A 22,226-nucleotide genomic window follows, 5' to 3' on the forward strand; every position below is an offset into this window, starting at 1 on the left:
ATCGCGGATCGTATGCCGGGATGATGATCGCCACCAGCGTCGGTGGCTGCCTCACTCTGTCCCCCTCGCACCCTCGGTCACGGTCCGCAGAATCTCCGTGTACCCCTTCACGATCAGGTCCCCTGCTGCCGTGTCGAACAGATCGGTCGAATACAGCACGCCACCGGTGATGCCCGCGGGCGAGCCGTCGTCATCGTAGTGGTCGTTGAGGCTGAACTCGATGTCGTGCTTGGCGACCTCGGTGACGAACGGGTAGCCCTCGATTCGCAGCTCGCCCAGGTCGGCGTCGATTTTGCCGCCGCCGGGCTGCAGGATCAGCTCCACCTGGAACAGCCGGTCCCGCGTGCCGAGCGCAGCCTGGAGGCGCGTGTTCGAGACATCCGGGTGCGCGAAGGCGCCCAGCGCGACGTCGCGCACCCGGGCGACGAGCTCGGTGAACGGCTCGTCCTTCTCGACGCTCACCGGCATCAGCACGTCGTCGGAGAAGTTTCCGACGACATCGGCCAGCACAGCCTCGTCGCGGCCCGCGATCGACGTGGCCAGGGTGACGTCCGCGACCGACGCGAGATCGCTGACCAGCACCGCGAACGCCGCCTGCATCACCATGAACAGGCTGGCCCGGGACTCGTGCGCGAGCGCCAGCAGCGCCGCGTGCGTGTCCGCGTCGATCGACACCGGCGCGGTCGCCCCGGCTGAGGTCCGCTTCGCCCTCCCGGCGCCCGCGAGCTCGAGGCGCCGCGGCCTGCCCTCCAACGCGCGCACCCAGTACCGGAGCTGCCGGTTCGCCTCGCTGCCGGTGTCCTCGGGGTGGCCCAGCACCTCGTGCTTCCACATCGTGTAGTCGCCGTACTGCACCTCCAGTGGCGCCCACTGGGGTTCGACGCCCATCGCACGCGCGGCGTAGGCGATCATCACATCCCTGGTGAGCACACCCATACTGGCGCCGTCGGCGGCGATGTGGTGCACGATGATCGCGAGCACGTGATCGTCGTCGCCCAGCGCGAACAGCCGCATCCGCAGCGGCAGTTCACGGGTGACGTCGTAGTCGGCCCACAGGTATCGCTGCACCTGCGCCTCGACCTCGGCCGCCGACACCTCGACGCGCCGCAGCTCCGGAACGGCGTCCTCGGCGGCCACCAGCACCTGGAGTGGTCCCGTCGGGGAGTCCGGGTACACGGTGCGCAGCGCCTCGTGCCTGGTCACCACGTCGGCCGCGGCGGAGCGCAGGATCTCGACGTCGAGCGACCCGCGGATTCGCAGCGCGACCGGGATGTTCCAGTCCCCGTTGCGGGTTTCGTGGTTCGCGAACCAGATCCGTTCCTGTGCGGGTGCGAGCGGAATCCGCGCGGGCCGCTGCCGGGCGACGAGCCGAGGCCGGTTCGGGTCGTGAGCGTCCACCCTGCGGGCCAGCGCTGCCACCGTCGGATCCTCGAAGAACTCCCGGACGCTGACGGTGGTGTCGAAAGTCTCGCCCATCCGCGCTGTCACCCTCGTGGCGAGCAGCGAGTTCCCGCCGATGTCGAAGAAGCTGTCCTCGGCGCCGATCCGCGGTCGGTCCAGCAGGTCCGCGAAGATTCCGGCGACGATCTGCTCGGTGGGTGTGGACGGCGCCCGGAAGGCGCTGGAGCTGAGGAACTCCGGCTCGGGCAGTGCCTTCCGGTCCAGCTTGCCGGATGGGTTGAGCGGGAATGCGTCCAGCACCATCAGGGCCGAGGGCATCATGTAGCTGGGCAGCAATCCGGCCGCGAACTCCTTGAGTCCGTCTACCTCGATGACGCGACCCGGCACGGGCACCACGTACCCGACCAGCTGATCACCTGTTGCGGTCTGCACCACCAACACGGCCGACTGCAGCACCGACTCATGGGCCAGCAGCGCGGTCTCGATCTCGCCGAGCTCGATCCGCTGCCCGCGGAACTTCACCTGGAAGTCCGTGCGGCCGATGTACTCGAGCTCACCGTTCGCCCGCCAGGTGACCAGGTCTCCGGTGCGGTACATCCGGGCGCCGTTGTCGCCGTACGGGTTGGCCACAAACCGATCCGAGGTCAGGTCCACCCGGCCGTAGTAGCCACGGGCGAGCTGGACACCCGCGAGGTAGAGCTCGCCCGGCACACCTGCCGGAACGGCGCGCAGACGCGAGTCGAGGACATACACCTGCGAGTTCCACTCGGGACGGCCGATCGAGACAGCTCCGCCGACCCCTGTACCGGTGACGTCGGCGTAGGTGATCGACACCGCCGCCTCCGTCGGCCCGTAGAGGTTGTGCACGCCCGCAGCACAGATCGACGCGAAGTCGCGAACCGTCTCAGCGGGCAAGGCCTCACCGATGACGAAGACGTATCGGAGGCTCACGAGATCCGCGGGCGCCGCGGCACCCGCGAACACGGTGAGCATGGACGGCACGAAGTCTGTCACCGTGACACCGCGCTCGCGAATGGTCTCCGCGACATATGCCGGATCCCGGTGCCCGTCCGGCGTCGCCACAACGAGCTGCGCACCGACCCGGAGCGGCATGAAGAAGCCCCACAGCGACACATCGAACGTCGTCGCTGTCTTCTGCAGATACACATCCGTTGCGCCGAGAGGGTACTCGGCCAGCATCCACGCGATCTGGTTGGCAATCGCGGCATGGCTGACCGCCACACCCTTCGGCTTGCCCGTCGAACCCGATGTGAAGATCACGTACGCGGGATGCTCTGGGGCCAACCGCGAGATCCGATCATCGTCCGTCACCGGTGCCGGCGAGAACCCCGAGTAGTCGAGCGTGTCGACATGGAGAGCAGACCTGTCCCCCGGAACCTGGAATCCGTCCCGTGAGGTGGACAGCACGCAGACCGGGTCGGCCGTATCGAGGATGTGCCCGATCCGCTCGGCGGGATGGTCGGGGTCGACGGGCACGTACGCGCCGCCGGCTTTGATCACGGCGTAAATGCCGATGACGAGGTCCAACGAGCGGCGAATCGCCAAAGCCACAAGGGATTCCGGTCCGACGCCCTCGGCGATGAGCAGACGCGCCAGGCGGTTCACACGCGCGTCGAACTCGGCGTAGGTCAGCGTCGAGCCCTCGTACACCAGGGCCGTCGAGTCCGGTGTGGCGGCGACCTGGGCATCGAACGCCCCGAGCAGCAGATCACCAAAATCCACGACGTGATCCGAGTCGTTCCAGCCTGTGAGCACCAGGGCGCGTTCGTCGGCGCCGAGCAGTTCGAGGTCGCCCACTGCCGTCGTCGGGTCCGCGGTCAGGGTCCGCAACACCCGGACAAGGCGATCGCCGAACACCCGCACGGTGGTCTCGTCGAACAGATCACGCGCGTAGGTCAGGTGCACCGCGATACCCGCAGGCACGCCGTGCTCGTCGCTGCTCTCGGACACGGTGACCTGGAGATCGAACTTCGCGAGCGCGATGTCGAACTCGACCTCGGAGATGGTCAACCCGTCCAGCTCGAGGGTGGGCTGCTCGTGGTTCTGGAAGAACAACGCCACCTGGAACAGCGGATGTCGCGCCTGCGAACGCGCAGGGTTGAGCACCTCGACGAGCCGCTCGAACGGGATGTCGGCGTGACCGAAGGCTCCGAGGTCCACCTCGCGGACATCGCCGAGGAGCTCCGCGAACGAGACCGACGGGTCTACCTCGGTACGCAGAACCAGGGTGTTGACGAACATGCCGACCAGATCGTCCAGCGCCGCCTCACCACGGCCCGCCACCGGAGTACCGATCGCGATGTCGCTGGTACCCGACAGCCTCGCCAGCAACACCGCCAGCGCCGCATGCACGACCATGAACAGAGAGGAATTGTGCACCCTCGCCGTATTCCGCAGTGCTGCATGCAGCTCCGCATCGATCGCAATCGGGATGACACCACCGACGTTGGACGCCACCGTGGGCCGAGGTCGGTCACTCGGCAGGTCCAACTGGGCGGGAACGCCGTCGAGTGCACGCGTCCAGTAGTCGAGTTGCGCGGCGATCAATGACTCCGGATCATCCTCAGAACCCAACACCGCACGCTGCCAGAGGCTGAAGTCCGCGTACTGCACCACCAACGGGGCCCACCCGGGGACCTCACCCGCAGACCGGGCCGAGTACGCCAGCATCACATCGCGCACGAGCGGGGCCACAGAGAACCCGTCGGCAGCGATGTGGTGCACGACGAATACGAGAACGTGCTCGCTGGGTCCCACCTCGAACAGCCGAATGCGTAACGGCACCTCAGCGGTGACGTCGAACCCGGATTGGACCACCTCGGCGAGCCGCACGAACAGATCGGCCTCGAGCACGGGCACGGGAGTCAGATCGACAGCCGCATCCTCCGGGGAAAGGACCACCTGCACACCGGTGCCATCAGGAGAGACCGGATAGACCGTACGCAAGATCTCGTGCCGCACCACAACATCGGCAATCGCAGACTGCAACGCATCGGTGTCGATCCCGCCCGACAACCGAACCGCCACCGGAATGTTGTTCACGGCGGACGCCGTGTCGAAGCGATTGAGGAACCACATCCGCTGCTGCGCCAACGACAGGGGAATGCGTTCCGGCCGGCCCATCCTCGCCAGCGGGATCCGACCGGTCTCCCTGGACGCGGTTTCGGCGCGCACGGCCAGCTCCGCCACCGTCGGGTGCTCGAACACCGCACGGATCGCCAACGACGAGCCCAACGCGGAGTTCGTCCGAGCCACCAGCCTCGTGGCGAGCAGCGAGTTGCCGCCGACGTCGAAGAAGTTGTCATCGGCGCCGACCCGCGGACGCTCGAGCAGGTCCGCGAAGATGCCCGCGATGATCTGTTCGCTCGGCGTCGCCGGCGCCCGGAACGCGCTGGAGCTGAGGAACTCCGGCTCGGGCAGCGCCTTCCTGTCCAGCTTGCCGTTCACGTTGAGCGGCAGCTCGTCCAGGAACACCACCACCGACGGCACCATGTAGCTCGGCACCCGCTCGCCTGCGAAGGCGAGCAGGGACTCCGCGGTCGGCGCCCCGCCCGCGACGGGCACCGCGTAGGCCACCAGGTTCTCGGCGCCGTGCGGACCGCGGTGCACCAGGACCACGGACGCGTCGATCGCCGGGTGGGCGGTCAGCGCCGACTCGATCTCGCCGAGCTCGATCCGGAACCCGCGCAGCTTGACCTGGAAATCGCTGCGCCCGACGTAGTCGAGCACGCCGCGATCGCGGCCCAGCCAACGGACCACATCGCCGGTACGGTACATCCGGGACCCGTTCGGGCCGAACGGATTCGCGACGAAGCGCTCGGCGGTCAGGTCGGCGCGGCCGGTGTAGCCCTGTGCGAGCTGGGCGCCTGCGATGTACAGCTCGCCTGGCACCCCGACGGGCACCGGGTGCAGCCGCGCGTCGAGCACGTACACCTGGGTGTTCCACTCGGGCACACCGATCGGCACGGTGCGCTCGTCCGCGGGCCCGCAGCGGTGGTGGGTGACGCTCACCGCCGCCTCGGTTGGGCCGTACAGGTTGAACACAGCCGCGTCACTGAACTCGGCGAACCGACGCACCGTCTCGGCGGGCAGCGCCTCGCCGATGCAGATCACGCGACGCAGCGACGCGATCGGCTCCGAGCCGACCGACGCCAGGAACGCGGTCAGCAGCGACGGCACGAAATGCATGGTGGTGACGAGGCTCTCGCGCATCAGCCGGGCCAGGTACGACGGGTCCTGCTCGCCGCCCGGCTTCGCGATCACCAACCGCGCCCCGACGGTCAGCGCCCACCAGAACTCCCACACCGACAGGTCGAAGGTGGCCGCGGTCTTCAGCATCACCGCGTCGTCGGCGCCCAGCGGGTACTCGGACTGCTTCCACAGCAGCTGGTTCGCGATCGCCCGGTGTGGCACCGCGACGCCCTTCGGGCGCCCCGTCGATCCGGACGTGTAGATCACGTAGGCGGTGTTCTCCGGCCGCAACGGGGCGATCCGGTCCGCATCGGTGATCGGCGCGGGGCTGTGGTCGCCGAGGACACCGTCGAGGCCGTCGACCGGCAGCAGCTCCACCCCGTCGGGCGGCGTGATCGAGACGCCCGTCGTGGTCAGCACCACCACCGGTCGCGCCGAGTCGAGCACGTAGGCGGTGCGCTCGGCCGGGTGGTCCGGGTCGATGGGCACGTACACGCCACCGGCCTTGGCCACCGCGTACATCGCCACGAGCAGCTCCACCGAGCGCCGGATCGCCAGCGCCACGCGCGCTTCCGGGCCGACCCCGCGGGCGATGAGCTCGCGGGCCAGCCTGTTGGCCCGCGCGTCGAACTGCGCGTAGGTCAGCTCCGCACCCTCGAACACCGTCGCGGTCGCCGCAGGGCTCCTGCGGACCTGTGCGTCGAACAGCTCGGCGAGGGTCGTCTCGGGCACCGGGTGGCCGGTCTGGTTCCAGCCCGTCACCAGCTCCTCGCGGTGCAGCTCGTCGAGGATCGGGATGTCGCCGACGACGGTGTCCCGGTCGGCGACCACCGTCCGCAGGATCCGCTCGAACCGGGCCGCGAACTGCGCGACGGTGTCGCGGTCGAACAGGTCGGTCGCGTAGGTGAACGACGCGGCGATCTCGGCCGGATCCCCCTTCTCGTCGTGGCGGTCCACCAGCGTCAGATGCAGGTCGAACTTCGCCGGCTCGAACCCGGCGTCGAGCGCCTCGATCTCGAGATCCGGCAACGTGAACCGGGTGCGCTCGAGGTTGTGGAAGGACAACGCCACCTGGAACAGCGGGTGCCGGGCCGTCGAACGGGTCGGGTTGAGCACCTCGACGAGCCGCTCGAACGGCACATCCGCGTGGCCGAAGGCGGCCAGGTCGTTCGCGCGCGCCAGGTCGAGCACCTCGCTGAACCGCTGCTCCGGGCTGACCCGGGTGCGCAGCACCAGGGTGTTGACGAACATGCCGACGAGATCGTCGAGCGCCTCCTCGCCGCGGCCGGCGATGGGCGAGCCGATCGCGATGTCGGACTCGTTGCTCAGCCTGCTCAGCAAGACCGCCAACGCGGCGTGCATGACCATGAAGAGGGTGGAGTCCTGACCGCGCGCGAGATCCAGGAGTGCCCGGTGCGTCCGGGCGTCCAGGGTGAACGCGTAGGTGTCGCCGCGGTAGGACTGCTCGGCAGGCCGCGGCCGGTCGGCGGGCAGGTCGAGCTGCTCGGGCAGACCGGCCAGCTCGGCGGTCCAGTACGCGACCTGACGCGCGGCCACCGAGTCCGGATCCTGCTCGTCGCCGAGCACCGCGCGCTGCCACAGGCTGTAGTCCGCGTACTGCACCTCGAGCGGCGCCCACGTCGGCTGCGCGCCGTGCAGGTGCGCCGAGTAGGCGACCATCACGTCCCGCGCCAGCGGTCCCATCGAGAAGCCGTCCGCCGAGATGTGGTGCACCACAAGCGCGAGCACGTGCTCGGTCTCGCTGACCCGCAGCAACCGCACGTGCAACGGGACCTCGGTCGTGACGTCGAAACCGGTGGAGGCCAGCTCGATCACCCGCGCGAGCACCTCGTCCTCGCCGACCGGGACCGGCACCAGCTCCTGGACCGCCTGGTCCGCGGGCAGGATCACCTGGCACGGCCCGGCGTCGGAATCCGGGTAGACGGTGCGCAGCGACTCGTGCCGGTCGACCGCGTCGGCAACCGCGGCGCGCAGCGCCGTCGTGTCGAGCCGGCCGGACAACCGCAGGGCGAGCGGGATGTTGTTCACTGCGGAGGCGGTGTCGAAGCGGTTGAGGAACCACATCCGCTGCTGCGCGAGCGACAGTGGAATGCGTTCCGGCCGCGGCATCCTCGCCAGCGGGATGCGGCCGGCCTCCATGGACGCGGATTCGGCGCGCACGGCCAGCTCCGCCACCGTCGGGTGCTCGAACACCGCACGGATCGCCAACGAGGTGCCAAGCGCGGAGTTCACCCGGGCCACCAGCCTGGTCGCCAGCAGCGAGTTCCCGCCGAGCTCGAAGAAGCCGTCGTCCACCGACACCCGCTCCGCGCCGAGCAGCTCGGCGTAGATCCCGGCGATGGCCTCCTCGACCGGGTTCGTCGGGCCGCGGAACTCGCGGTCGGTCACGAACTCCGGCACCGGCAGCGCGCGCCGGTCCAGCTTGCCGGTCGCGTTGATCGGCAGCGCGTCCAGCACCATCACCGCCGACGGCACCATGTAGGCGGGCAACGCGTCGCCGATCGCGGCGCGCAGTTCCTGCGGGTCCAGCTCGGCGCCCGCCTCGGCGACCACGTACCCGACCAGGTTCTCCCCGGTGTGCGGGTCGCGGTGCAGCGCGACCACCGACTGGGCGACACCGGGACGGCCGACCAGCGCCGCCTCGATCTCGCCGAGCTCGATGCGCAGGCCGCGCAGCTGGACCTGGGTGTCGCCGCGGCCGATGAAATCCAGTGCCCCGTCGCGGGTCCGGCGCACCAGGTCGCCGGTGCGGTACATCCGCTCGCCGTCGCCGTACGGGTTGGCCACGAACGCGGCGGCCGTCAGCGCGCCGCGGCGGTGGTAGCCGCGGGCGAGACCGGGACCGGACAGGTACAGCTCGCCGACCACGCCGACCGGGACGGGCCGCAGGCGGCGGTCGAGCACGACGGCCCCGGCACCCTCGAGCGGTGTCCCGATAGTGATCCGGTCGCCCTCGTGCAGCGGCTCCGTCACGGTGATGACGATGGTGCTCTCGGTGGGTCCGTAGCTGTTGAAGAAGTCGCGGCCTGGCGCGAACCGGGCCACCAGCTCGGGCGGGCAGACGTCGCCGCCGACCATCACCGAGCGCAGGTCCTCGAGACCGTCCGCGTCGACCGTGCCGAGCGCGGCGGGCGCGGTCAGGATGTGGCTGACCCGCTCGGACCGCAGCAGCGCGGCCAGCTCGCCGCCGCCGATGATCCCCGGCGCCGCGACGACCATGGTGGCGCCAGCGCTGAAGCCGACGAGCATCTCGAACACCGACGCGTCGAAGCTCGACGACGAGAACCGGAGCACCCGAGACGAACTCGTCACGGCCAGCTCGGTGCGCACGTCCGCGCAGAAGGTGGACAGGCCGGTGTGGGTGACAACGACGCCCTTCGGGACGCCGGTGGAGCCGGAGGTGTAGATCATGTACGCCGCGCTCGCCGGGTCGATCGGCGCGGCGAGCTCGTCCGCCGCCACCGGGCCCGCGGGCAGCGCGGTCCGCTCGCGGGTGACCTCGGCGTCGTCGAGGGCCAGCCACTCGACCGTGCCGGGGAGCCGATCGCGTTCGCCTGCGACGGTCAGCCCGAGGACCGCCCCCGAGTCGGTGAGCATGTGCCGCGCGCGCTCGGCGGGCAGCGCCGGGTCGATCGGCACGAAGGCCGCCCCGGTCTTCGCGACCGCCCAGAGCGCGAGCACGGATTCGGCGGACCGGGCAAAGGAGGTGGCCACGAACGACTCCGGGCCGATACCCCGACCGAGCAGCATCCGAGCCAGGCGGTTCGACTCGGCATCCAGCTCCGCATAGGACACCTCGACCTCGCCCGCGCAGCGCAGCGCCACGGCCCCGGGGTCGATGCTCGCACCGGCCGCGAGGATCTGCGGCAGCGTGCGCACCGGCGGCGCGGGCAGCGCCGGGCCGGCCTCGGCCGCGAGCCGTTCCGCCTCGTCGAGCACCTCGACCTCGCCCACCGGGGTGTTCGAGTCGGCCGCGACGGACTCGAACACCCGCACCAGGCGGCGCGCGAACGCGTCGATCGTGTCCCTGTCGAACAGGTCGGCGGCGTAGGTCACCGAGGCGGCCATGCCGCCGCCCGCGCCGAGCTCACGGAAGGTGAGCTCCAGGTCGAACTTCGCGACGTCGACGCCGGGGTCGAGCGCGGCCACCTTCAGGCCCGGCAGCTCGAGCGAGCCGACGCCCTGGTTCTGCAGCGACAGCCCCACCTGGAACAGCGGCGAGTGTGCCTGCGAACGAGGCGGATTCGCCGCGTCGACGACCTGCTCGAACGGCACGTCGGCGTGGCCGTACGCGGCCAGGTCCGTGCTCCTGGTCGCCGTCAGCAGTTCCGCGAAGGTGGTCCCCTGCTCGACCTGGGTGCGCAGCACCAGCGTGTTGACGAACATGCCGACGACGTCGTCGAGCACCTGCTCGCCTCGGCCTGCGATGGGGGTGCCAACCGAGATGTCGGAGCTCCCGCTGAGCCGGGCCAGCAGCACCGACAACGCCGCGTGCAACACCATGAAGAGGGTGGCGTTGTGCGCACGGGCCAGCGCGTTCATGGCCGCGGTCAGCTCGGGGCCGATCTCCAGGTCGGCGCGGGCGCCGCGATAGGAGGCGACGGCGGGCCGGGGCCGATCGGTCGGCAGCTCGAGCACGCCGGGGGTGCCCGCGAGCTGGCCGCGCCAGTACGCGAGCTGCCTGGCGGCGACGGACAGCGGGTCGTCCTCGTCGCCGAGGACCCGCCGCTGCCAGAGCGCGAAGTCGGCGTACTGCACGGGCAGCGGCCGCCAGGACGGCTCCTCGCCGACGGTCCGCGCGGTGTACGCGACCATCAGGTCGCGCGCCAGCGGTACGGTCGACGCGCCGTCGCCGCTGATGTGGTGCACCACCAGCACCAGCACGTGCTCGCTGTCCGTCAGCCGGAACAGGCTGCCGCGCAGCGGAACCGCAGCGGTGACGTCGAAGCCCTGCGACAGCAGAGACGCCATGGCGTCGCGCAGGTCCTCGCCGCCCGACACCGGGACGGGGGTCAGGTCCAGGTCCACCCGGGCCGCGGGCACGATCAGCTGGTGCGGCCCCTGCTCCGAGGCGGGGAAGACCGTGCGGAGCGACTCGTGTCGCTCGATGACATCGCGCACCGCCGCCACCAGCGCAGGCACGTCGAGGGCGCCGGTCAGGCTGACGGCCAGCGGGATGTTGTACGCCGGGGACTCCGGGTCGAACTGGTTCAGGAACCACATCCGCTGCTGCGCGGCGGAGAGCGGCACCGACGCGGGGCGCGCCTCGGCCACCAGTTCGGGGCGGACGATCTCGCGCTGCGCGCCGTCGACGCGGGCGGCCAGCGCCGCGACCGTGGTCGCCTCGAACAGCTCACGCACGCCAAGCCCGGTGCCCGCGATCGCGTTGATCCGGGCCATCGCCCTCGTCGCGCTCAGCGAGTTGCCGCCGACCGCGAAGAAGTCGTCCTCCGCACCGACACGCTCCAGGCCGAGCACCTCGGCGAACACATCGGCCACCGCGGTCTCGGTGCGGGTGCGCGGCGCGACGAACTCGCGGACCGTGAACACCGGCTCCGGCAGCGCGCGGGTGTCCACCTTGCCCGCGGGCGTCAGCGGCAGCTCGTCCAGCACGGTGATCGCCGACGGCACCATGTAGACCGGCAGCAGCTCGCGCGCGTGCGCGGTGAGCGTCTCCGCGTCGATGGTCCGTCCCGGCACCGGGAGCACATAGGACACCACCGACACCACGCCGTCGGCGCCGGTGTGGCCGACGGTGATCGCCGCCTGCACGCTCGCGTGCCCGGCCAGCACGGCGTCGATCTCGCCGAGCTCGACCCGGTGTCCGCGGACCTTCACCTGGAAGTCGGTGCGGCCCAGGTACTCCAGCTCGCCCGCCGCGTTGGTGCGGACCAGGTCACCGGTGCGGTACAGCCGCGAGCCCGGCTCACCGAACGGGTTGGCGACGAACCGGTCCGCGGTGAGCGCGGACCGCCCGTGATAGCCACGCGCCAGACCGACGCCGGCCACGTACAGCTCACCCGCGACCCCGGCGGGCACCGGGTGCAGTCGCCCGTCGAGGATCACCGCGTCCGTGCCGACCACCGGTGCGCCGATCAGCACTGGCCTGCCCGGCTCCAGCGGCCCCTGATGGGTGGCCATGATCGTCGACTCGGTCGGACCGTACGCGTTGAACATCCGGCGCCCCGGCGCCCACCGGCGGACCAGGGCCTGTTCGCAGGCGTCGCCGCCGACGACGACCACACCGATCGCGTCCAGCCCGTCCGGGTCGAGTGTGGCGAGCGCGCCCGGGGTGACGAAGGCGTGCGTGACACCGCCCGCCCGGAGCACCTCGGCCAGCTCCTCGCCGCCGTAGACGCCGACCGGCACCACGACCATCGCCGCGCCGCCGCCGACCGCCATCAGCAGTTCGAGGATCGACGCGTCGAAGCTGGGCGACGCGAAATGCAATGTGCGCGAATCAGGTCCGACGGCGTAGTCGTCGCGCTGCTCGGCCACGAAGGAGGCGAGCCCCAGGTGGGTCACGACCACTCCCTTGGGCGTGCCCGTCGAGCCGGAGGTGTAGATCATGTACGCCGGGTGTCCCGGCCGCAGCGGCGCGAGTCGGTCGCCGTCGCCGACGGGTGTGGCCCGTGCGGCGGACAGCTCGGCCACCGCGACCTCGTCGTCGAGCGAGATCCAGGACACCGCGTCCGGGAGCTCGCCGCGGTGCGCGGTCAGGGTGACACCGATGGCCACCGCGGAATCGGCCACCATGTGCGCGATCCGCTCGGCCGGATAGGTCGGGTCGATCGGCAGGAACGCCGCGCCCGTCTTGGCCACGGCCCACAGCGCCAGCACCGACTCGATGGAGCGCGGGACCGCGAGCGCGACATACGATTCCGGGCCGACACCGCGCGAGATCAGCAGCCGGGCCAGCCGGTTCGAGCGCTCGTCCAGCTCGCCGTAGGTGAGCTGGGCCTCGCCCTCGATCAGCGCGATGTCGCGCGGGTCTCGGACGGATTCGAGCAGCAGCTCGGGCAGGGTGCGGGTCGGCGCTGGTGCCGGACCGGTCACCGGCACCAGGGTCGCGCGCTCGTCCGCGCCCAGCAGGTCGAGGTCACCGACGGGCCGGGACGGATCGCCCGTGCCGTCGCGCAGGATGGTCAGGAAGCGCGACGCGAAGCCCTCGATCGTGCGGCGGTCGAACAGGTCCCGCGCGTAGGTGAACGCGGCGACCGCGCCTGCGGGATCGCCGCTGCCGTCGAAGTGCTCGGTCACCGTCAGCTGCAGGTCGAACTTGGCGATCCCGAAATCGATCGGCTCCGAGGCGATCTGCAGGCCGGCAAGTGCGATGGCGTGCTCGCGGGCGTCCTCGAGCGCGAGGACCACCTGGAACAGCGGGTGGTGCGCGGTCGAGCGGGCCGGGCTGATCACCTCGACCAGGCGCTCGAACGGCACATCGGCGTTGCCGTACGCGGCCAGGTCGGTGGCCCTGACCCGCTCCAGCAGCGCGGCGAACGAGCGCGCCGGGTCCACCTCGGTCCGCAGCACCAGGGTGTTGACGAACATGCCGACGACGTCGTCCAGGGCCTGCTCACCGCGGCCGGCCACCGGGGTGCCGACGGCGATGTCGCCGGTGCCGCTCATCCTCGCGAGCAGCACCGCGAGGGCGGCGTGCAGGACCATGAACGGCGTCGAGTTCGTCTCCCGGGCAAGGGCCTTCACCGCGGCGTAGGCGGCGGTTTCGAGCTCGCACTCGACGGTACCGCCCCGGTAGGAGGGCACGGCGGGTCGCCTGCGGTCGGTCGGCAGGGCCAGCACCTCGGGCACCCCGGCCAGGGCCGCGGTCCAGTAGTCGATCTGACGGGCGGCGGTCGAGTCCGGGTCGTCCTCCGACCCGAGCACCGCGCGCTTCCACACCGCGTAGTCCGCGTACTGCACCGGCAGCGGCGTCCACGACGGCGCCTGGCCGCCGGTGCGGGCGGAGTAGGCCTGCACCAGGTCACGGGCCAGCGCCTGGATCGACCACCCGTCGATGCTGATGTGGTGCACCACGACCACCAGCACGTGGTCGTCGGGCCCGGCCGCCAGCAGGGTGAGGTCGAGCGGGATCTCCGCGGTGACGTCGAAGCCGGAGGCCACCGCCGCCCGGACCCGCTCGGCCAGTGCGTGCGCGCCGAGCGGCTCGTCGTCGTGGAGTGCGTCGAGGGCGAGCTCGTCGAGCGCCTCGGACGTGGGCAGGATCCGCTGATGGGGCCCGGTCGGCGAGTCCGGGTACACCGTCCGCAGCGACTCGTGCCGCTCGAGGATGTCGGCGACGGCCGCCGCCAGCGCGGACACGTCGAGCGTGCCGGTCATCCGCAGCGCGGCGGCGACGTTGTACGCGCCGGACGCGGGGTCGAACCGGTTGAGGAACCACATCCGGGACTGAGCCGGGGACAACGGGATCGGGTCGGGTCGCGGACCGGCGAGCAGTTCCGGGCGGTGCACGTGACCGGTGAGCACGTCGTCGACGACGGCGGCCAGCCCGGCGACCGTCGGCGCCTCGAACAGCTCGCGCACGCTCACCCGGGTGCCGAACTCGGCGTTCACCCTGGCCAGCAGCCGCGTCGCGGCCAGCGAGTTGCCGCCGAGGTCGAAGAAGCTGTCCGTCGCCCCGACCGGGTGCGCGGATTCGAGGACCGCAGCGAAGATCTCGGCAAGGGCCAGCTCGGTTGGGGTGCTCGCGGCCACGAACTCGGCGGTGCCCGCGAACTCGGGGGCTGGCAGCGCCTTTCGGTCCAGCTTGCCGCTCGGGTTCAGCGGCAGCGCGTCGAGGACCGTCAGCACGGACGGCACCATGTACCGCGGCAGCGCCGCGGCGACGGCGTCCAGCACCGCGCCGGTGTCAAGGGCCTGATCGGCGTGCCCGGAATCGCCTGCGGGCACCGCGTACGCCGCCAGGTAGTCCCCCGCAGGCCCGTCGCCGCGGACCACCACCACGGCCTGGGCCACGCGATCGTCGCGCAGCAGCGCCGCCTCGATCTCGCCCAGCTCGATGCGCTGGCCGCGCAGCTTGACCTGGAAGTCGGTGCGGCCGATGTACTCCAGTTCCCCTGTTGCGCTCCAGCGGACCAGGTCCCCGGTCCGGTACATCCGCGAGCCGGGGTCACCGAACGGGTTCGCCACGAACCGGTCCGCGGTCAGGTCCGGCCGCGCGACATATCCGCGGGCCAGCTGGACGCCCGCGAGATAGAGCTCTCCCGCGACACCGACCGGCGTCGGCCGCAGCCCTGCGTCGAGCACGTAGGTCTGGGTGTTCCAGACCGGTGCGCCGATCGGGACGACCGTCTCGCCCGCCGCAGTCCGGTGGTAGGTGACGTCGACGGAGGCCTCGGTGGGTCCGTAGAGGTTGTGCAGCTCGGCGTCGGTGCGTTCGTGCAGCGCCGCGACGGTGCCGGGCGCGAGCGCCTCACCGCTGGTGAAGATCCGGCGCAGCGAGCCGCACCTGGCGATGTCGGCACCCATCAGGAACACCTCGAGCATCGACGGCACGAAATGCATGGTGGTGATGCCGTACTCGCGGATCGCCGTCTCGAGGTAGACGGGATCGCGGTGACCGTCCGGCTCGGCGATCACCATCCGGGACCCGGTCTGCAACGGCCAGAACAGTTCCCACACCGAGACATCGAACGTCGCCGGGGTCTTGAGCAGCACCGCGTCGTCCCCGCCGAGCGGGTAGCTGTCCTGCATCCACCTGAGCCGGTTGACGATGCCCCGGTGCGGCACCGCGACGCCCTTTGGCCTGCCGGTCGATCCGGACGTGAAGATCACGTACGCGGTGCCCTGCGGTCGCAGCGGCGCGGACCGGTCGGCGTCGCGCACCGGCGACGGCGAGAGGTCGGCGAGGTCCAGCTCGTCGACCGCGACCGTCGCGACGGTCGCGGGCATCGACTCGCGGTCGGCGACGGTGCTGAGCACCAGCACCGGGGCGGACAGTCCCGCGACGTACTCGATCCGCTCGTCCGGCTGCTCCGGATCGATCGGCAGGTACGCGCCGCCCGCCTTGAGCACCGCATAGATCGCGACCACCATCTCCGCCGAGCGGCGCATGGCGATCCCGACCAGCGACTCCGGCCCGACGCCCGCGGCGATCAGGTGGCGTGCCAACCGGTTCGCCCTGGCGTCGAACTCCGCATAGGACAGCGCGTCGGTGCCGAACACGAGGGCGTTCGCGTCGGGAGTACGGGCCACCTGCGCGTCGAACAGGTCCACCAGGGTTGCGGGCTCGACCTCGTGATCGGTCGCGTTCCATTCCCGCAGCACCAGTACGCGTTCGGCGGGGCCGAGCACCTCAACGCCTGCCGCGGTGATCTCCGGGTTCGTGGCCATCGCGCCGAGGACCAGCGCCAGCCGGTCCGCGAGCGTGACGGCCGCCGCGACGTCGAACAGATCGGTGCGGTAGCGCAGGTGCAGGTGCAGCTGCGGGTCGAGGATCGACATCAGCGTCAGCGGGTAGTGCGTCGCGTCCCGGCCCTGCAGCCCGGTGACGCGCATGCCTGCGATGTCGGTGTTCTCGTCGAACCCGGCGCGGTCCACCGGGTAGGACTCGAAGACGGTCAGGGTGTCGAACAGCGCTCCGAGGCCGGTCTCGGCCTGGATGTCGGCGAGCCCCAACTGGTGGTGCTCGAGCAGCGCGGTCTGCTCGTCCTGCACCCGGCGCAGCAGTTCCGCGACGCTCGCGTGCGGATCCACCCTGACCCGCACCGGCACGGTGTTGATGAACAGGCCGAGAATCTCCTCGACGCCGGGCAGCTGGGCGGGCCGACCGGACACCGTCGCGCCGAACAGGATGTCGTCGCGGGAGAGCAAGCGGGACAACAGCAATCCCCACGCCGTCTGGATGACGGTGTTGAGGGTGACGCCGTGACCACGGGCGAGCTCGCCGAGCGCGTCGACAAGGCCCGCGGGCAGCGCGACGTCCACCTCGCCGGGCAGGCCGAGCCCGGCGGCGGGGGCCTGCGCCGACGCGATCAGCGTCGGCTCGGTGACCCCGTCGAGGACGTCCGCCCATGCGTTCGCGGACTCCTCGGAGTCCCTGTGCGCGCGCCACTCCAGGTAGTCCCGGTAGCGGCGGGCATCGGTGACATTGCCCGAGGCTCCGCCCGAGGTGAGCAACGCCGCTCCCGCGCCGCCGGCGGCGTACCGGACCAGCAGCTCGCGCACGAGCAGCGGCATCGACCAGCCGTCGAGGACGATGTGGTGGTTGGTCAGCGCGAGCACGCACCGATCGCCGGATGTGCGGATCAGCAGCATCCGGAGCAGCGGCGGCCGGTCCATCGCGAACCGGGTGAGCCGCTCCTCGTCCAGCAGGCGCTGGAGTTCGGCCTCGCGCGTGTCCGCCTCGACCACGGTCAGGTCGACCTCCCGGAACGGCACCTCCACCTGATCGAGCACGAGCTGGGCGGCGATTCCGTTGTCGTCGTAGACGAATGCGGTGCGCAGGTTCGGGTGATGGGCCACCAGCGCGTTTGCGGCGCCGCGGAGGCGTGCCGGGTCGACGGTGCCTGCCAGGTCCATCACGAGCTGCGCGGTGTAGACGTCGATCGTCTCCGCGGCGAGCGTGGCGTGGAACAGCAGGCCGGACTGCAGCGGGGACAGCGACCACACGTCGGTCAGCGAGGGGTACCGGTGGTGCCAGCGGTCGATCTCGTGCTGGCTGACGGTCACCAGCGGCAGGTCCGACGGGGTCAGTCCGCCCGCGTCGGGCAGCTCGGCGTGCCCGGCCATGCCCTCGAGCGCGCGGAGCCACAGCCCCGCGAACGCGTCGATCTCCCCGGCGGTCAGCAGTCCGGGCGCGAAGGCGAACGACGCCTGCAGGATCGGGCCGTCGGCGCCGTCCACGACCATCGCGTTGATGTCGACGGCGACGGCGGCGGTCATCGCGAGTCCGCTGCCCGCGTTCAGGTCAGGGGCGGCGGGGTCGGGGGTGAAGCCGAGGTCCCGCAGCGCATCGCCCAGGTGGCCGGTGCCGAGCCGGCCCAGGTAATTGAAGCTGATCTGCGGCGCGGGCAGCGACGCCAGCACGGCCCCCGCCTCCGCGTCGAGGTGACGCAGCACGCCGAAACCGACACCGCGCGAGGGCACGTCGAGCAGTTGCTCCTTGACCGCCTTGATCACGGTGCCCGCGGCGGGGCCGCCCACCAGCACGTCGTCCAGGTTTGCGTCCGGCACCTCGAGGCGCACCGGGAAGGCACTGGTGAACCAGCCGACCGTGCGGGACAGGTCCGCTCCCGCGACGGCCTCCTCCTCGCGGCCGTGGCCCTCCAGGGTGAGCAGCACCGACGACTCGGCGATCCCGCGGTCGCGGCGCCACGCCGTCAGTGCGACGGCGAGCGCGGACAGCAGTCCGTCGTTGACGCCGCAGCCGAAGGCGGCGGGCAGCGTGGTGAGCAGGCTCTGCGTGGCCGCGGTACCGAGCTCGACCTGCACCCGCTCCGCATCCCCGACGCGGTCGCGGGCCGGGTCCACCGCGCGGCGGCCGAGCAGCGGGTCCGGGCCCCCGAGGATCTCGCGCCACCGCGACAGCTCCCCGGCGTGCGCCCCCTCGCGCGCCGAGTCCTGCACGCCGTGCGCCCACCGGCGCAGCGAGGTGGCCACCGGCGCCAGCTCCGGTTCGAGGCCGGCCCCGAGCTGGGTCCAGGCCGTCGCGAGGTCCGGCAGCAGGATTCGCCAGGACACCCCGTCCACGGCGAGATGGTGGATCACCACGAGCAGCCGGCCGGCCGACTCCTGCGCGTCGAGCCACACGAGCTGGGCCATGACCCCGGCCGCCGGATCCAAACGCGCGGCGGCCGAGGCGCATTCGGCGAGGACCAGCTCGTCGAACTCCCGGCTGCCCGGCGCGGTCGGCGCCGCCACCCGGGTGATCACCGCGTCGGCGTCGACCGTTCCGGGCGCACCGGTCTCGAAGACCCACTCACCGTCGGCGTCGCGACGCAGGCGCGAGCGCAGCGCGTCATGCCGGTCGAGGACGGCCTGCAGCGCCCGGCCGAGCCGGTCGCCGTCGACCTGCTCGGGCAGGGTCAGCAGCACCGACTGGTAGAAGGCGTCGAAATCGCCGCGATCGAGGATCGAGGCCACGATCGGGGTCAGCGCGACGGTTCCGACTCCCCCGCCCTCGAGCTCGGTGAGCACGGGCGCTGGTGCCGCGGTCACCGGCACCGCGATCTTGGCGATCTCGGCAACGGTCTTGCGTTCGAACACTTCCCGCGCGGTGAAGCTCAGTCCCAGCGCACGGGCGCGGGCCACGATCTGCATCGCGATGATGCTGTCCGCGCCGACCGCGAACACCGACTCGTCCACGCTCAGCCGGTCCAGCCCGAGCGTCTCCTCTACGACGCCCGCGATGAGCCGCTCCGCGTCGGTGCTCGGCGCCCGGTACTGCTGGTCGCGCGAGCCGAAGACCGGCTCGGGCAGTGCCCGCCGATCGAGCTTGCCCGCCGAGGTGAGCGGCACCTGCTCGAGCGTCATCACCGCAGCGGGCACCATGTGCGCGGGCAGGAACTCGGCCAGCCGCGCGGTGACGGCGGCCGGGTCGATGTCGGTGCCCGGCTCGGGCCGCACGTAGGACACCAGGGCCGTACTGCCGCTGGCGGTCTCGTAGGCGATGGTCACGGCGAAGTCGATGCCGTCCTGGGCGAGCAGGGCGGCGTCGATCTCGCCGAGCTCGATGCGGAAGCCGCGGATCTTGACCTGGAAGTCGGACCGGCCGACGAAGTCGAGCTGGTGATCGGCGGTCCAGCGGACCTCGTCGCCGCTGCGGTACATCCGGGAGCCGGGCGCACCGAAGGGGTTGGCCACGAACCGGTCCGCGGTCAGCTCAGGGCGGCGGTGGTAGCCGCGGGCCAGCCCGGTGCCCGCCAGATAGAGCTCACCAACGACGCCGACCGGCACCGGCCGCAGCTTGCGGTCCAGCACCAGCGCCTCGGCCCCCTGGATCGGGCGGCCGATGGTGATCGGCGCGGCGCCGTCGAGGGGATCGCCGACCGTGATGACGATGGTGGTTTCCGTCGGGCCGTAGCTGTTGGTGAACCGGCAGACGTCCGCGAAACGCGCGACCAGGTCGGGGGTGCAGACGTCGCCGCCCACCACCACCGCCTCGAGGTGTTCGAGGCCCTTCGGGTCGACCGTGCTGAGCAGGGTCGGCGCCGACATGATGTGGGTGACCCGCTGCTCGCGCAGCAGTTCGGCGAGCTCGTCGCCGCCGAACATCTGCTCGGGCGCGACGACCATCGTCGCGCCTGCACTGAACGCCTGGATCATCTCGAAGACTGAGGCGTCGAAGCTGGCGGAGGAGAACCGCAGCACCCGCGAGGCGGCGGAGATCCGCAGCTCGTCCCTTGAGGCCGCGTCGAAGTCGACCAGCGCCGCGTGGGTGACCAGCACGCCCTTCGGCACGCCGGTGGAGCCGGAGGTGTAGATCATGTAGGCGGTGTTCTCCACCGCGAGCGGCGCCACTCGGTCGGCGTCGGAAATTCTTGCCGCCGAACGCGACTCGCACCGGCGCCGGACCGCGGTCTCGTCGAGAACGATCCAGTCGACGAAGTCCGGCAGCAGCGAGACCTGGTCGGCGCCGGTGAGTCCGAGCAGCACGCCCGAGTCGTCGAGCATGTGGCGGATCCGGTCGGCGGGCAGCTTCGGATCGATCGGGACGAAGGCCGCCCCGGTCTTCGCGACCGCCCAGCACGCGACCAGCGCGTCGGCCGAGCGCGAGAACGCCAGCGCGACAAAGGTCTCGGGCCCGGCGCCCGCGTCGATCAGCAACCGCGCCAACTGGTTCGACTTGGCCTCGAGCTCCCGGTAGCTGACCTCGGTCTCCGATGTCCAGATCGCGACGCCGTCCGGGCTGGCGGCCACGCCGGCGGTCAGCAGGTCCGGCAGCGTGCGGGCCGGCAGCGCCGCCGGGCCGCGGAACGGCACCAGCTCGGCGTACTCGTCCGGGTGCAGCACCTCGAGGGCCGTGACGGCAGCGTCGGGCTCGGCCGAGGCGAAGGCCGCGAAGAACTCGAGGAAGCGCGCGTGGTGCCCACGCAGCTCCTCCGCCGAGTACAGGTTGGGGTTGGCCTCGAAGTCGATGTGCGCGCGGCTGCCCGCGACGCTCGGGTAGATGTTGACCGAGATGTCCTCGACCGGCCCGGTGGTGAGCACGTTGAGGCGGCCGATCAGCTCGCCGAGCCGGATCTCGCTGTGGAACATCATGATGTTGATCGCGGGACCGAAGAAGCCGCGCCTTGCCCCGCCCGACCCGGCGTCACGCCTGATGTCCTCGTGCCGGTACCGCTGATGCCGCAGCGCGCCGGTCAGCTCGAGTGCGACCTCGCCGATCAGGTCGGCGGAGGTGGTGTCGTCGGCCACGGCCAGCCGCAGCGGCACGACATTGGAAACCATGCCGCCGGAGCGGCGGAGCTTGGCGGTGGTGCGCGCGGACACCGGCAGGCTCAGCGCGATGTCGTCCTCGCCCGTGAGCCGGGACAGGTAGGCGGCGACGGCAGCGACGGCGACCGTGGCCAGCGAGGCTCCGGGCTGACGCTCCGCGAGGCGCGCCACGGCGGCCTCGGCCGCGGCAGGCAGCGGACCGCTGACCACCAGCGAGGAGGAGCCGACGGGGCCGGTGCGGCCGGAGAGGCTGATCGCGGGCGGCAGGTCGCGCGCCCGCTCCGCCCAGTGCTCGCGGTCTTTCTCGAACCGGCTGGAGGCGCGGTACGTCGCCTCCTCGGCACTGATGTCGGGCAGCGCGCTGGCCTTGAGCTCGTCGGGCTCGCGGCCCTCGACGGCCGCGGTGTACCGCTCGGCGGCGCGGCCCATGAACGTCATCGCGCCGAAGCCGTCGAGCGCGATGTGGTGGATGCGGGAGTACCAGTAGTAGTGGTCGTCGGCGACGCGCAGGGTTGCCGACTCGATCAGCCGGTCCGAGAGCAGGTCCATCGGCGCGCTGTACTCGGCGCGCATCCAGGCCTCGGCCGCGGCGTGCGGATCCTCGGCACCGCGGAAGTCGACATGCGCCATCCGGTCACGGAGGGAATGGTCGATCTGCTGGAACGGCTCGGCGTCCACCTCGACGATGCGGAGCATGCCGGTGCCCATCTCGCGGGCGGCCGTCGCACCGGCATTCGCGAGGGCCTCGACGTCGAGGTCGCCGACGATCTCGACGTACTGTGCGATCGCGATCGGGACGTCCCCGAGCAGGTGCTGCGCAAACCAGATACCACGCTGAGCTGCAGAAAGAGGAAACAGCTCCCCCCTCGAGGCTGAGCGCTCCTCGGTGAATCCAGCGGTACCGTGACCCCCGACGGGTCCGCGTTCCAACGACAAAATCCGACCCCTCAATAGAGCAACAACTCGTGCAGGTTAGGCGATCCGGGTGTCGCCGCGCTGGCAGTTCGGATGAACGTCCGACCAATTCAGATGCCGAGCATGTTCGCCCGGGACCTCCCCGCGCTCACAAATTTCGACTTTTCCCGCATTCCCCCAGGTCACCGCGAGTGTGACGTACATCACATAGCGTTAAACATGTGGCCGACCGGACTGGAACGCGCGGGCGTTGACAGCGGTGCGCGCGTGCACTGAGG

The 22,226-nt window shown here is 71.3% G+C and carries 1 protein-coding gene; it reads right to left on the minus strand.

Features of this window, described 5'->3' with window-relative positions:
* Positions 1–51: 51 nt before the first annotated feature.
* Positions 52–21,963 carry a non-ribosomal peptide synthetase gene (locus tag RM1_RS13365; RefSeq protein ID WP_072751834.1) on the minus strand — a complete coding sequence of 7,304 codons (21,912 nt, stop codon included), beginning with the start codon at positions 21,961–21,963 and terminating at the stop codon, positions 52–54.
* Between the last annotated feature and the right edge of the window lie 263 nt (positions 21,964–22,226).

The organism is Rhodococcus maanshanensis NBRC 100610 (assembly GCF_001894865.1).
GTDB classification, from domain to species: Bacteria; Actinomycetota; Actinomycetes; order Mycobacteriales; family Mycobacteriaceae; genus Rhodococcus_G; species Rhodococcus_G maanshanensis.